This is a genomic window from Streptomyces sp. NPDC040589 (assembly GCF_055594445.1).
Genome location: NZ_JBVIWP010000001.1, coordinates 106,308 through 120,107, shown reverse-complemented (window position 1 = coordinate 120,107; position 13,800 = coordinate 106,308). Strand labels below are relative to the sequence as shown.

The window sequence follows — 13,800 nt, the reverse complement described above, 5'->3', positions numbered from 1 at the left end:
GGTCTCAGCCCTGGACGGCCGCCGGGTCCATCCACACGACCTCGAAGGTGTGGCCGTCCGGGTCGTCGAAGGCGCGGCCGTACATGAAACCGTGGTCCTGGGTCTCGCCGGAGACGGAGCCACCGGCCGCGACCGCCTTCTCCACGAGCTCGTCGACCTTCTCGCGGCTCTCCGAACTCAGCGCGATCAGCACCTCGCTGGTCGTCTTCGAGTCCGCGATCTCCTTCTTCGTGAACTGGCGGTACTTCTCCTCGGTGTGCACCATCACGACGATGGTCTCGCTGATCACAACCGAGGCGGTGGTGTCGTCGCTGAACTGCTCGTTGATCGTGTAGCCGAGCTCCGTGAAGAACTTCTTCGAGGCGGCGACGTCGCTGACACACAGGTTCACGAAGATCATCTGCTGGTACATGTGCGGTCTCTCCCATCGGGGCCGTGCCATCGGGTCCGTGTCGTTACGCGGGGATAGACCGGGGGTCCGCGCGGAACTCATCGCGGTCCGGAGATTTTTTTCCTACGGTTTCTCAGCGCGCCAGCGGCAGCGCCGCCAGCTCCGCGACCGTCAGGGTGAGCGGAGCGAACAGGGCGAGCAGCGCGCCCGCGCGCAGGGCCGCGGCGCTGCGCAGCATGGTCGCGGGGGCACCCAGCCGCAGCAGCGCGGAGGTGGTGTCGGCACGGGCCTGCCGGGCCTCGACGGCGGCCGTCAGGAGCGTCGCCACGGTGCAGCCGGTCACGAGGAGCACGCCCAGGAGGGTGAGCGGACCGAGCGACAGCCCGTCGGGGGCGTGCAGCAGCGCCATCGCGTACGTGGCCGACAGCACCGCGCAGACCACGCCCAGGGGGCGGCCGATGCGGGTGGCCTCCGTCATGAGGATGCGGCCGGCCAGCAGCCGCAGGGCGCCGGGGCGGGCCGACTGGAGCAGCCGGCCGCACAGGTGGGTCAGGCCGGGACCGGCCAGGGCCAGGCCGACGGTGGCCAGCGTCCAGCCCGCCATGACGCCGGGGGACGCGCCGGAGAAGGTGAGGTCGGGCGCCGTGGGGGCGGTACGGCTCGCGTAGGTCTCCACGGCGAGCCCCGCGGCCAGGACGGTGATGCCCCAGGGGAGGCCGGAGGGGGCGGCGGTGGGGGCGGAGTCGGCCGTGACGACGTCCGGCAGCACCGCCTCGGAGACCGCGAGGGCGTCGGTGGGATGCGGTGCCGTGGCGTGCCGGGCGGACGGCTGAGCGGGGTCCTCGATCGTGCTCACCGCACTCACCGCACTCCCGGCGTCCGTGACGGTCGCCGCCGAGGCCGGTTCGCTCGTCCGCGCCGGCGGGGGCGCGCTCCGCTGCCCGGCGGGAGCGCCCCCGGGCCGGATGATCTGCCGGCCGAAACGGCCGTACGCCCCGAAGGTGTCGAGCGTGCTCGTGCGCCGGTACGCGCCGAAGCGGCCGTACACCACTCTGGCCGCCGCGGCCGCCCGCTGTTCCCTGGGCCGCAGCGCCAGCACCACCGAGATCGACGCGCCCGCGGGCACGAGCGCCAGCAGCGTCAGGGCGCCCGGCAGCGGCAGCGGCCGGCCCGCTGCGAGGGCCTCGGCCGCCGCGCCGTCGAACGGCAGGCCCGTCAGGTCGCCCCGCAGGTGCAGGAAGACCAGCAGGGCCACCATCGAGCCCAGGGTGCAGGACAGGGCCGTCGTCGTCGCCGAGATGGCCATCAGGCGCAGCGGGCCGAGGCCGATCGCGGAGAGGCCGGTGCGGGGCTGGGTGCCGGGATCGGTGCGGGCCACCGCGAGGGCGAAGTACACCGTGGCGGCGAGGGGCGCCGCGCACCAGGCCAGGCGCAGCGCGGCGGCGCCGGGGGAGCCGGGGTGGCCCAGCGCGTAGCCCAGGGCGCAGAGCAGCAGGAAACCCGTGCCCGCCGAGGCCGCCGCGACCAGGAGGCGGCGCAGCTGGACGGCGGGGCGGGCGGCGCGGGTCAGACGGAGAGCGAGCACGCCGCCCGGCCTTCCGGCTCGGTGGTCTCGGCGACCGGTGGCAGGTGCACCGTCTGCACGCGCCGCCCGTCGAGCAGGAAGACCGTACGGTCGGCGAGGGCCGCGGTGTCCGGGTCGTGGGTGGCCAGGACGACCGTGATGCCGTGCGAGCGGGCCGCCGTGGTGAGGGTGCGCAGCGCGTGGGCGCGGTCGGCGCGGTGCAGGGGCGCCGTCGGCTCGTCGGCGAACAGGACCGAGGGCGCCGGGGCGAGGGCCCGGGCGATGCACACCCGCTGGCGCTCGGCCTGCTTCAGCTGGTGCGGGCGCTTGCGGGCGCCGTCGCCGATGTCCAGGCGCTCCAGCCACTCCAGGGCCGCTCTCTTGGCGCGGCGCCTGCTGGTGCCGCGCAGCATCAGCGGCAGGGCGGCGTTCTCCCAGGCGTTGAGTTCCGGGACCAGTGAGGGGACCGGGTCGATCCAGCCGAAGCGGTCGCGGCGCAGCCGCTCCCGGGTGAGGGCGCCCATGGTGTGCACGGGCACGCTGTTGAACCAGACCTCGCCGCGCCGGACGGGTGCCAGGCCGGACAGGCACCGCAGCAGGGTCGTCTTGCCGCTGCCGCGGGGGCCGCTGACGGCGAGGATCTCGCTCTCCCGGACGCCGAGGGAGACGCCGCAGAGCGCGGGCGAGCCGTCATGGTGCTGGAAGTGCAGGGCGCGTGCCCAGAGCACGTCGTTGTCCGGCGGGGCCTCCATGGGCGTACACCTCGGTTCAGATCCGTAGTTCCCGTGCCATCCCCCGTGCGGGGGAACGAAGGCGGGGCCGATCAGTCACTGGGCACGCTAGGCAGCAGGAGGCGGGAGGCCGGACAGCACGCGGCCCCGGGCCGCCGTTTCTCACTCGAACGGGCGGCACCGGGGCTGGTGTTGATCGTCCAGTCAGACGATCGGAGCGACGATGCTCAGAGCTTCGTCCAGGCCTCCGAGAGGGTGGCCCGCAGGATCTGCTCGATCTCGTCGAACGTCGACTGGTCGGAGATCAGCGGCGGGGCGAGCTGGACGACCGGGTCGCCGCGGTCGTCGGCGCGGCAGTACAGGCCGTTGTCGTACAGCGCCTTGGAGAGGAAGCCGTACAGGACGCGCTCCGTCTCCTCGTCGTTGAAGGACTCCTTGGTGTTCTTGTCCTTGACCAGCTCGATGCCGTAGAAGAAGCCGTTGCCGCGGACGTCGCCGACGATCGGCAGGTCGTGGAGCTTCTCCAGGGTGGAGCGGAAGTCGCCCTCGTTGTCCAGGACGTGCTGGTTGAGGTTCTCGCGCTCGAACAGGTCGAGGTTGGCCAGGCCCACGGCCGCGGAGACCGGGTGGCCGCCGAAGGTGTAGCCGTGCAGGAAGGTGTTGTCGCCCTTGTAGAACGGCTCGGCCAGGCGGTCGGAGATGATGCACGCGCCGATCGGGGAGTAGCCCGAGGTCATGCCCTTGGCGCAGGTGATCATGTCCGGGACGTAGTCGAACTTGTCGCAGGCGAAGATCGTGCCCAGCCGGCCGAAGGCGCAGATGACCTCGTCGGACACGAGCAGTACGTCGTGCCGGTCGCAGATCTCGCGGACGCGCTGGAAGTAGCCGGGCGGGGGCGGGAAGCAGCCGCCCGCGTTCTGCACCGGCTCCAGGAAGACCGCGGCGACCGTGTCCGGGCCCTCGAAGAGGATCTGCTGCTCGATCTGGTCGGCGGCCCAGCGGCCGAAGGCCTCCGGGTCGTCACCGAAGAGCGGGGCGCGGTAGATGTTGGTGTTCGGGACCTTGTGGGCGCCCGGGACCAGCGGCTCGAAGGGGGCCTTCAGACCCGGCAGGCCGGTGATGGACAGGGCGCCCTGCGGAGTGCCGTGGTAGGCGACCGCACGGGAGATGACCTTGTGCTTGGTGGGCTTGCCGACCAGCTTGAAGTACTGCTTGGCGAGCTTCCAGGCGGTCTCGACGGCCTCGCCGCCGCCGGTGGTGAAGAAGACCTTGTTCAGGTCGCCCGGCGCGTGGTGCGCGAGGCGCTCGGCCAGCTCGACGGCCTTGGGGTGGGCGTAGGACCACACCGGGAAGAACGCCAGCTCCTGCGCCTGCTTGAAGGCGGTCTCGGCGAGCTCGACACGGCCGTGCCCGGCCTGCACCACGAACAGTCCGGCGAGACCGTCCAGGTAGCGCTTGCCCTGGTCGTCGTAGATGTAGGTGCCCTCACCACGGACGATGGTGGGTACGGGGGCCTTCTCGTACGACGACATGCGCGTGAAGTGCATCCACAGGTGGTCGTACGCGGACTGGGAGAGGTCCTTGCTCACGGCTATCGGGTCCTCACGGTTATCGGGTTCCCCACATGTAGGTCTGCTTCTTGAGCTTGAGGTAGACGAAGCTCTCCGTCGAGCGCACTCCGGGCACGGCCCGTATGCGTTTGTTGATGACCTCGAGGAGGTGGTCGTCGTCCTCGCAGACGATCTCCACCATCAGGTCGAAGGAGCCCGCGGTCATCACCACGTACTCGCATTCGGACATGGCCGACAGCGCGTCCGCGACCGACTCCACGTCGCCCTCGACGTTGACGCCGACCATCGCCTGTCTGCGGAAGCCCACGGTGAGCGGGTCCGTGACGGCGACGATCTGCATCACGCCCTGGTCGAGCAGTTTCTGGACGCGCTGGCGCACGGCCGCCTCGGAGAGGCCGACGGCCTTGCCGATGGCGGCGTACGGCCGGCGGCCGTCCTCCTGGAGCTGTTCGATGATGGCGAGGGAGACGGCGTCCAGCTGGGGCGCGCTGCCGTTCCTGGACTCGCGGGAGGACTCGCGGAGTTCCCGCGGCCCCTTCTGGTCTGCGCTTCGACTGGCCACGGGCTCACTGTGCACGAGGTCTCGTCACTTCCGCAAGGCGTGATCGATGAAATCCGTTGTTTCGATTGCCTGAGTCTGCGGATTCCGCACGGATGAAGGGAGTGGGGGTGTTGAAAACGTGGACCTGGCGACTAGGGTGGGTGTCTCAAGTACTGGACATCCGAACTGGAGGGCCGGCAGTGAGCACCGAGCTTCGTCGTCTGCGCAACTACATCGGCGGTGAGTTCCGGGACGCCGCCGACGGACGGACCACCGAGGTGGTCAATCCCGCGACGGGTGAGGCGTACGCGACCGCTCCGCTGTCCGGGCAGGCGGACGTGGACGCCGCGATGGCGGCGGCCGCCGAGGCCTTTCCCGGCTGGCGCGACACCACGCCCGCCGAGCGGCAGAAGGCCCTGCTGAAGATCGCGGACGCCTTCGAGGAGCGCGCCGAGGAGCTGATCGCGGCCGAGGTGGAGAACACGGGCAAGCCCATCGGGCTGACCCGCTCCGAGGAGATCCCGCCGATGGTCGACCAGATCCGCTTCTTCGCGGGCGCGGCGCGGATGCTGGAGGGCCGCTCGGCCGGCGAGTACATGGAGGGCCTGACCTCCATCGTCCGCCGTGAGCCGGTCGGTGTCTGCGCGCAGGTCGCGCCGTGGAACTACCCGATGATGATGGCCGTGTGGAAGTTCGCCCCGGCGCTCGCGGCGGGCAACACCGTCGTCCTGAAGCCGTCGGACACCACCCCGGCCTCGACGGCCCTCATGGCCGAGATCATCGGCTCGATCGTCCCCAAGGGCGTCTTCAACGTCATCTGCGGCGACCGCGACACCGGCCGCATGATGGTCGAGCACGACACCCCGGCCATGGCCTCCATCACCGGCTCGGTGCGCGCCGGCATGCAGGTCGCCGAGTCCGCCTCCAAGGACCTCAAGCGCGTCCACCTGGAGCTGGGCGGCAAGGCGCCCGTCGTGGTCTTCGAGGACACCGACATCGCGAAGGCGGTCGAGGAGATCTCGGTCGCGGGGTACTTCAACGCCGGCCAGGACTGTACGGCCGCCACCCGCGTGCTCGTCCACGACTCCATCCACGACGAGTTCGTCTCCGCGCTGGCGAAGGCCGCCGCCGAGACGAAGACCGGGCAGCCGGACGACGAGGACGTGCTGTTCGGCCCGCTCAACAACCCCAACCAGCTCAAGCAGGTCGAGGGCTTCATCGAGCGGCTGCCCGCGCACGCGCGCGTGGAGGCCGGCGGCAAGCGCGTCGGCGACAAGGGCTACTTCTTCGCGCCCACCGTCGTCTCGGGCCTGAAGCAGGACGACGAGATCATCCAGAACGAGGTCTTCGGCCCGGTCATCACCGTCCAGTCCTTCTCCGACGAGGAGCAGGCCGTGACGTGGGCCAACGGCGTCGAGTACGCGCTCGCCTCCTCCGTGTGGACCAAGGACCACGGCCGCGCGATGCGCATGTCCAAGAAGCTCGACTTCGGCTGCGTGTGGATCAACACGCACATCGCGCTGGTCGCCGAGATGCCGCACGGCGGCTTCAAGAAGTCCGGCTACGGCAAGGACCTCTCGTCGTACGGCTTCGACGACTACACGCGCATCAAGCACGTGATGACGTCGCTGGACGCCTAGTCACCCGGTCGACGCCGCGGCCCCGGACGGTTGGTCTCCGTCCGGGGCCGCGGTGCGTGCTCAGGTGCTGTTCGCGCTCGACGGGCCGAAGAACTCGATCTCCGCGATGGCGACCTGCTTGTCCGCCGAGATGCCGTGGGCGGACTCGATGGTGAAGCGGACGGCGGTGACCTCGCCCACGCGGAAGGCACGCCGCTGAGGGCCCGCGCCCTGATCGAGAGTGATCTGACGGGTCGTCTTCTTGCCGTCGGCCCCCGTGATGGTGGCCTCCACGCGGTGTGGGAGCGCCGACTCGCGGAGCTTGTCGGGGCGGGTGGAGACGCCCGGTGTGATGATCAGGTCCAGGAGCCGGGTCGGCTGGTCGAAACGGGCCTCCACCCACTGGCCCTTGCCCGACTCGGAGACGCCCGGGCCCCACCAGGTGTCGTTGAGCTTGTCGAAGGCCAAATCCGGCTTGTGGCCCGGGAAGTAGCGGGACGCGGCGTAGCGGTCCGGGGACACCTCGGCGCGCTTGGCGAAGTGGTCGCGGGTGGCCTGGATGCCCTGGGGGATGTTGATCACCAGAACGATCAGCAGGGCCAGCACGATCACGATGCCCAGCCAGGACAGGACACGGTCGAAGGCACGGCGCAGCCGTGGGCGGTCGCCCGCCCACGGGGCCTCCTGGCTGCCGAACGGGCCGAACCGCCGCCACCAGGGGAGTCTGCCGAGAGCCGGTCCGTCACCGGCCATGGGCATCGCGCACCGGGCGCAGAAGTGCCGCTCGGGCCGGTTGCGGGTGGCACACCAGGGGCAGGGGGCGCCGCCGTCCATGCCGTGTTCCTGGCCCGGGGCGCGTACGGCCTGCGGGCGCTGCGGTTCGGGGCGGCCGGGCAGGACCGGGGTGACGGAGGGGTGCGGGTCGGGCCGGGGCTCGGGGTCGCCGACCGGGATGAGGAGGCTGCGGGCGCGGTCGGTCATGCCGTGCGTGTCGGCGTCGGTGTCGGCGGGGTGCGGGGTCCGGGTGGCCGGGGGGACGGGCTCGGTGGGGGCGGTGTCGTCCGGGAAGGGGACTGCCGTGGAGGGAGTGCCGGAGCCGGCGGTGTCGTGGTGAGGAGTGGCTCCGGGGCCGGAGGTCGTGTCCCGGTGAGCGGTGGCATCGGGGCCGGAGGTCGTGTCCCGGTGAACGGTGGCGTCGGGGCGGGTGTGGGTGCCAGGGCTCGGTGCGGTGGTGCCGGGCGTGCCGGGGTGGTCGCCGTGCCGTGGGGCGGCTTCGTCGGTGGCCGGGTCGGATGTGCCGGGGGTCGTGGCGGCTGTGCGGGTGGCGCCCTGGTGCGTCGCCGTGCCGGTGCCGAGCCGGTCGCGGGGTGTGCGGGCCAGACCTGTCCCGCCGTCCGGCCGGGCGAAGGCGTCCCAGCCGGGCTCGGGCGAGGGGGAGGAGGCACCGCCCGGCTCACCGTCGGGCCTCGCGTGGCCGGTCGGCCCCGAAGCCCTGGAACCCCCGGCGGGTCCGGTGGTCCCGGACGACCGGGCCGGCCCGGTGGACTCGGGCTCGCCGGCACTCTCCGAAGTCCGGGAGGGGCCGGTCCGCTCAGCGGCCCGGCCCGGGGCGGGCGGCCGGGAGGGCTCGGGCGGCCGGGACGCCCCTGCGCGGGAGCCGGAGCCGCCTGCCGGGCGGTCCGTCCAGCTCAGTACCGCCCCGCAGGCGTCGCAGAAGGACTGGCCCGGTTCCGCGCGGGTGCCGCAGTCGGCGCAGTTCTGGGGGGTTGTCATGTCTCCCGGGTCCTTTCGGCGGGGGCACTGGCGGTCACCTGGACCGTGTACGGCATATGAGCGGGGCGGGCGGCGGACACGAGGGTCTCCAGGCGGTAGTGGTCCGCGGGGGTCGGGGCGGGAAGTCGTAGGTGGACGTGCAGACGGGGGCGGGGCGCGCCGGGGAACGGGCCGAGCGGCCGGGCGCTCCACGCGGCGCCGCCGCTCTCGGTGATCTCGGGCTCCACGCCGAACGCGAGCCGGACCGCCTCGGACAGCCCGCGCCGGGTGCCGCGGATGCGGTGCAGATACGCGGCGGCGGCCACGGCCGCCCGCAGACGTGCTTCGGGTTCGTCGCCCGAGGTCTCCGCGCCCACCCAACTCCCCAGCCACTGGGTGAAGTCGAGCGGGGTGAGGGACGGGCGGAAGTAGGTGTCGAGACAGTCCAGCACGCCCAGGATCGGGGCGATCACGTCGTCGAGCCCGGCGACGAACCGCTGCGCGAGGTCGTCGTCGGCGAAGACGGCCGGCAGCATCGTGCCGATCGGCGCGGAGGATCCGAGGCCGTCGATCGAGCCCCTCATCAGGAACCGTCTCCGATCACCCGGACGCGGTGGTCGAACGAGAACACCAGCGACGGCGCGGACAGATCGATCCGGTTCGTGGGCTCGCCGCGTTTGCCGGTGAGCGGGTCCGCGGGGTGCAGGACCACCTCGTCGACCAGCTCCACCCCCGGCACGCGTTGCAGCACCGCGAAAACCTCCCCGGCCTGCACGGGCCGCCCGAACGGCCAGCCGGTGCCGTCCGTGCCGCCGGTCAGCGGATCGAGGTGCCGGTAGAGGGCGTCGTGCGCCTCCCGGCGCACCCGGTCGGTGTCGACACCCCGGAAGGCATGCACCGTGGCCACCACGGTGACGCCCTGGTAGTACGGCGGGCCCACCGCCAACCGGGTCCCGATCAGGCGCCGTTCGTCCAGATGCCGGGTGATGCGGTCCAGCAGCGCGTCGCCGGGCACGAGTTGCTCGAAGCGCAGCCGGCCGCCGGGGTCCGGCACGGCCTGCGGCACGACCAGCACCCGTACCGCGTAGGCCCCGTGCTCGCCCTCCTCACCCTCCAGGCAAGTGATGCGAGCCGTCTCCGGGGCGGCGCGGCGGGCCAGTTCCTCGTAGTCGCGCAGCGTCACGGCACGCTCCTGGGCGCGCAGGGTGATCGGGGCCCGGACCTTCGCCTCCTGAACCGTCTCCCCGTCCACACCGCCGCGCGCGGCCTCGCGGTTGACGACCTCGGAGACGTACGGGATGGAGGTGCGCAGGACCTGCACGGCACCGCGCGCCACATTGCCCGCGCGCCCGCCGCCCGTGCGGTAGCGGCGGGCCCGGACGGGGGCGCCCTTGGGGGCGACCATCCCGTACTGCCGCAGGGATCCGTCGGGTTCGCGCACGGCCGGGCCGAAGGCGATCTCGCCGGTCGTGGCGTCGAGGGTGATGTGCCGGTCGTACGGCCCGGAGCCCGCGAAGTTCGGGACGACCCGCCAGTCCGTCCAGCCGTCGTGCTCGGCGGTCTGCAGCAGCACCGGCGGGTCGTCGCCGACCACGGGCGCGTGCACCAGGCGCAGCCGCTGGCCCGGCAGCCCGGTGGACTCGCCGAGCGCCTCGTCGTACACCGTCTCGGCGTGCACGGCCCCGGTCGTGCCGCCGATCGTGAAGGCCTCGGCGGCGCGCACGGTGGGCGAGGTGGTGTAGAAGGGCTGGTTCGGCCGAGGGTCGGTGACCCGGCAGCGCAGCCAGCCGGCCTCCTGGCCGGCGTTGCGGGACAGCACATGCCCGCCGGGGATGTGCAGGACGACCTCGCCGGGCCGGTTCAGGCCGCCCGTGCCGTCCCGGTCGACCTCACAGGTCTGCCAGCCGTCCGCGGTCCACGCCTCCCACACCAGCGGCGGCTGGCGCGGGTCCACGCCGACGCCGTCCACCCGGCTGTCCAGGTCCAGGGCGACCGCGCAGTGCGGAACCGCGGCGGTCAGACCGAACAGCATGGCATCACCGGGGCCGGGCGACTCGGCGAAGCACAGCAGGTCCTTGTCCTCCTCGGCGAGGTCGGAGGTCCGGTCGACCATCGGCTCACCCCGGTGCTGCACCAGCAGATGACGCAACGCGCAGGGCACCACCGTCAGTTCGCGCTCGGTGCCGAAGACCACCGCCTCCTCGCTCTCGGTGCGCAGCGTGGCGATCTCCGTGCCGACCGGCACCCACACCGCCTCCTCCTGCGGAGCCGACAGCCAGAACGTCACCTCGGTGCGGGCCGCGGACGGCGGGAACAGGGTGATCCCGACGAGGTCCAGGAACGCCAAGTGGTTCTTCTCCGGCACCCGGTTGAGCCGGTAGACGATCTGGTCGGCCATGTGGGCGACCGTCTCGACGAGGGTGACGCCGGGGTCGGAGACGTTGTGGTCCGTCCACTCCGGGGCGCGCTGCTGGATGTAGCGCTTGGCGTCGTCGACGAACTGCTGGAAACGGCGGTCGTCGAGGTTGGGGGAGGGCAGTGCCATCAGCGGTCGCTTTCGGGGGCGTCGGGCTCGTCGTGGGACGGAATGACGTAGAAGGGGAAGACCAGGCTGCGCGGGTTGTTGGTGCCGCGGATCGAGTACCGGACGTCGATGTAGAGGACGCTCTGGTCGGTGCCGGTGGTGACCTCGACGTCGTCGACCTCGATGCGCGGCTCCCAGCGGTCCAGGCTGGCGTACACCTCGTGCTGGATACGGCCCGCGGTCTGCTCGTTGACCGGCGCGAACACCAGGTCGTGGATCGCGCAGCCGAAGTCCGGCCGCATCGGCCGCTCGCCCGGAGCGGTCGACAGGACCAGCCGGATCGCCTCCTCGATCTCCCGCTCCCCGCTGACCAGGGCGATCCCGCCGGTCGGCCCGATGCGCAGCGGGAACGACCAGCCGGACCCGACGAACTGCTCGGCCATCAGAACCACACCCTGTCTTCTCTGGAAACGGTCACGGGATCGGCATCGGCACGGGAATGGTGGTGACGCCGAACACCTTCGAACCGATGAGGGTGGTCGGGGACTTGATCGTCGTGTTCGCGAGCGAGTTGATCTGCACGGTGCCGACGCCGGTGAGGTTCGCGACGCCCTTCGCGTCCAGGTTCAGGGCGCCCAGCGCGTTCACGCTGATCGCTCCGGCGGCCCGCATGTTGACCACCCCGCCGCCCTGGATGGTGAGCGGACCGCCGCTCTTGAGGGTCAGGCTGCGCCGGGCGCTGAGCAGGAGATCGGCGCCGGCCTCCACCGACACCGACCGGCTGCCCTTGATGGTGACCGAACCCTTGCTGTCCACGACGATCTCGGTCTTCGTCCGGTCCAGGTTGATGATCAGCTGCTTGTCGCCGGAGGCCAGCCGGACACCCTGTTTGCGCAGGCCGGTCTTCTGGCTGAGCAGGTCCATCCGGTTGCCGTCCCGGTCCGAGACGGTGTGCCGGCTCGCCTTCTTGCGCACGGTGTCGTGCAGCGGCACGTCGTTCACGGGCGTCGGCTTGTCCTTGCCGTTGTAGAGCCCGCCGATGACGAAGGGATGGTCGAGGGCTCCCCGGTCGAACGCGACGAGCACCTCGTCGTTGACGTCCATGGGGAAGATGCCACCGCCGCCGAGACCTCCCCACTGCACGGTCCGCGTCCAGTCGCTGACATAGCTGTCGTCCAGCCAGGGGAACTGCAACCGGACCCGCCCCTGCTTGAGGGGGTCGTTCACATCGGTGACCAGGGCGTTGGCCACGCTCGGCAGCCGCGGCGCGCTCTCGGCGCCGCCGGAGGCGAGCCCGTACAGCGACCGCCACTGCCGCCCGCTGACCGTCACCCACGCCTCGTAGTGCTTGCCGTCGCCGAAGACGTGCCGTACGGACGTGGCCGTGTACTTGCCCTCGAAGGGCTCCCCCACGTCCGACAGCGTCACCGGAACTCCCGGGCGCAGCTTGGGATTTCCGCGCGCGACGACCTCCATCTCGGCGAACGAGGAGGTGAGGTCGTCGGCGAGGGCGTCGGCGGCGAACTTCACCTCGTTCTGCCGGTCGTACGGCGTGCTCGTCTCGACCAGCTTGGCCGGCTTGAACTTGCCGGCCGCCGCGCCGGGTGTCGTGCCGATGCCGATGCCCGGGTTGTCGGTGGCGGGCGCGGTCGCCGTCAGCTTCTTCTTCGTCGTGACGTCCCAGCCCCGCGACTCGACCTTGCCGACCTGGTCGGCGGCGGTGACCGCGGACCGCAGCCGCAGGATGTCGCGCCCGGCCTGGAGCACGAACGGGCTCTTGTCGCCGTCGGTCTGCGGCGAGGGCGCCCCGGACGACGGCTTCGGCTTCACGAACTGGAACGTGCCGTCCGCGTCGACGGACATCACCATCTCGTTCTCGTCGGCGAGCCGGGCGAGGAAGTCCCAGTCGGTGACGTTCGACTGGCTGATGAACTCGTACACGGTCTTCGTCGACTGCACCCGCCCCACCGGCACCCCGCCCTGCGCGGCGAGCTTGCGCGCGATGTCCGACGCGCTCTGGTTGCGGTAGGCGGCCACCCGGCGGCGGCGCAGCAGACGGTGCCCGAGGTCGTAGCCGCGGATCACGGTGAAGGTGCCCGTGCCGTCGTAGTCGGCCTCCAGACCGGTGACCTCGCCGGTCAGCAGCGGGTCGGCGGCGCCCTGGCCGTCGGACACCGGCGCGATGACCACCGGTGTGCCGAAGGTGACCTTCAGATCGCGCAGGAGGATCCGGTACGGGTCCCGGAACGTCAGCCGGAACGCGGCCGGCACCCCGGCGCCCTGGTCGACGTAGCTGTCGACCAGCGCCCGGGCGAACTCGGGAGGCAGCTTGGCGCCCCCGAGCTTCACCTCGACGACGTTGGAGAACGCGGACTGCACCATTACGGACGTACCTCCTCGGCGGCGGGCAGCACCAGTTCCGCACCGGCCGGCAACCGGGACGGGTCGTCGATGCCATTGGCCTCGGCGATCGAGCGCCAGGCGGCGGCGTTGCCGTACTCCCGCCAGGCCAGCGACTGCAGCGAGTCGCCCGCCACGACCCGGTGCACGCGCTGCGCGGTGAGCGCGCCCGACGTCGGGTTCTGCCTCTTGGTCTTGCTGGGGATCTCGTGCAACTGGAGCCGGCAGGTGGCGCGGATGGGCACGCCCGTCGTGCCGAAGAGGGAGTACGTCGCCTCCACCGAGCTCACGTACGCCGTGAACCGGGCCGTGGAGAACGACCCCCACTGGAACACCACCCAGGGCGGCGACGGCTGTTTCGCGGCGATGCTGGCGTTGGTCACCTCGCAGCAGGCGAGCAGCGACTCCACCTTCTTCAGCACGGTGTTGCCGGTCGGCCTGGCGGAGGAGTCGAGGAAGATCTCCACGCCCATCTCCCGCGCCTCGGCGCCCATGAACTCCGGCAGGGCGCCGTCCCGTTCGATCTGCGCGGGCGTCGACTTCCACTGGGCGCGGCGGGTCAGGGACAGCTGCGCGGGATTGAAGTCGAAGCCGAAGGTCTTGATGATCCCGCCGGGCGTGGTGCTCTTGCCGACGGGGGGCTCGTGGATCGCGAGCGTCGCCCTGACCAAGCTCTTTCCGGCGCCCCTGCTGCTGGCTCGTGCCAT

12 protein-coding genes are annotated in these 13,800 nt (G+C 71.7%); 1 reads left to right on the top strand and 11 read right to left on the bottom strand.

Annotated elements, in window-relative coordinates:
- Positions 1–4: 4 nt before the first annotated feature.
- The 5 genes from ACZ58V_RS00470 to ACZ58V_RS00450 form a co-directional block, all read right to left on the bottom strand.
- Positions 5–412, bottom strand: a complete 408-nt coding sequence (locus tag ACZ58V_RS00470) for a VOC family protein (RefSeq protein ID WP_189728040.1) — start codon at positions 410–412, stop codon at positions 5–7.
- A 112-nt stretch (positions 413–524) separates the two neighbouring features.
- On the bottom strand, positions 525–1,976 hold the full coding sequence (locus ACZ58V_RS00465; protein WP_471287720.1) for a hypothetical protein: 1,452 nt from the start codon (positions 1,974–1,976) through the stop codon (positions 525–527).
- Positions 1,958–2,707 carry an ABC transporter ATP-binding protein gene (locus ACZ58V_RS00460; RefSeq protein WP_189728044.1) on the bottom strand — a complete coding sequence of 250 codons (750 nt, stop codon included), beginning with the start codon at positions 2,705–2,707 and terminating at the stop codon, positions 1,958–1,960. Before ACZ58V_RS00460 ends, ACZ58V_RS00465 begins: the two co-directional genes overlap by 19 nt.
- Before the next feature lie 206 nt (positions 2,708–2,913).
- Positions 2,914–4,281, bottom strand: coding sequence for an aspartate aminotransferase family protein (locus ACZ58V_RS00455; protein ID WP_468195321.1), 1,368 nt, complete (start codon positions 4,279–4,281; stop codon positions 2,914–2,916).
- A 13-nt stretch (positions 4,282–4,294) separates the two neighbouring features.
- The gene (locus tag ACZ58V_RS00450) at positions 4,295–4,834 is read right to left on the bottom strand and encodes an Lrp/AsnC family transcriptional regulator (protein WP_468195112.1); all 540 of its coding nucleotides are present in this window, start codon (positions 4,832–4,834) and stop codon (positions 4,295–4,297) included.
- Positions 4,835–4,998: 164 nt separating this feature from the next.
- Between ACZ58V_RS00450 and ACZ58V_RS00445 the strand changes: the two genes are divergently transcribed.
- Positions 4,999–6,438 carry a gamma-aminobutyraldehyde dehydrogenase gene (locus tag ACZ58V_RS00445; RefSeq protein ID WP_468195115.1) on the top strand — a complete coding sequence of 480 codons (1,440 nt, stop codon included), beginning with the start codon at positions 4,999–5,001 and terminating at the stop codon, positions 6,436–6,438.
- A 60-nt stretch (positions 6,439–6,498) separates the two neighbouring features.
- Here the strand turns inward: ACZ58V_RS00445 and ACZ58V_RS00440 are convergent, their stop codons facing one another.
- The 6 genes from ACZ58V_RS00440 to ACZ58V_RS00415 are packed head-to-tail and all read right to left on the bottom strand — an operon-like array spanning position 6,499 to position 13,800.
- On the bottom strand, positions 6,499–8,190 hold the full coding sequence (locus tag ACZ58V_RS00440) for an NADase-type glycan-binding domain-containing protein (protein WP_471287716.1): 1,692 nt from the start codon (positions 8,188–8,190) through the stop codon (positions 6,499–6,501).
- The gene (locus ACZ58V_RS00435) at positions 8,187–8,753 is read right to left on the bottom strand and encodes a phage tail protein (protein ID WP_468195120.1); all 567 of its coding nucleotides are present in this window, start codon (positions 8,751–8,753) and stop codon (positions 8,187–8,189) included. Before ACZ58V_RS00435 ends, ACZ58V_RS00440 begins: the two co-directional genes overlap by 4 nt.
- Positions 8,753–10,714 (bottom strand): putative baseplate assembly protein, encoded by a 1,962-nt coding sequence (locus ACZ58V_RS00430; RefSeq protein WP_468195122.1) that lies wholly within the window; start codon positions 10,712–10,714, stop codon positions 8,753–8,755. The genes ACZ58V_RS00435 and ACZ58V_RS00430 overlap by 1 nt, the downstream gene beginning before the upstream one ends.
- A complete protein-coding gene (locus ACZ58V_RS00425; RefSeq protein ID WP_468195125.1) occupies positions 10,714–11,136 on the bottom strand; it encodes a GPW/gp25 family protein in 423 nt (140 codons plus the stop codon). The genes ACZ58V_RS00430 and ACZ58V_RS00425 overlap by 1 nt, the downstream gene beginning before the upstream one ends.
- Before the next feature lie 31 nt (positions 11,137–11,167).
- A complete protein-coding gene (locus ACZ58V_RS00420; protein ID WP_468195127.1) occupies positions 11,168–13,075 on the bottom strand; it encodes a VgrG-related protein in 1,908 nt (635 codons plus the stop codon).
- Positions 13,075–13,800 (bottom strand): CIS tube protein, encoded by a 726-nt coding sequence (locus ACZ58V_RS00415; RefSeq protein ID WP_189728059.1) that lies wholly within the window; start codon positions 13,798–13,800, stop codon positions 13,075–13,077. Before ACZ58V_RS00415 ends, ACZ58V_RS00420 begins: the two co-directional genes overlap by 1 nt.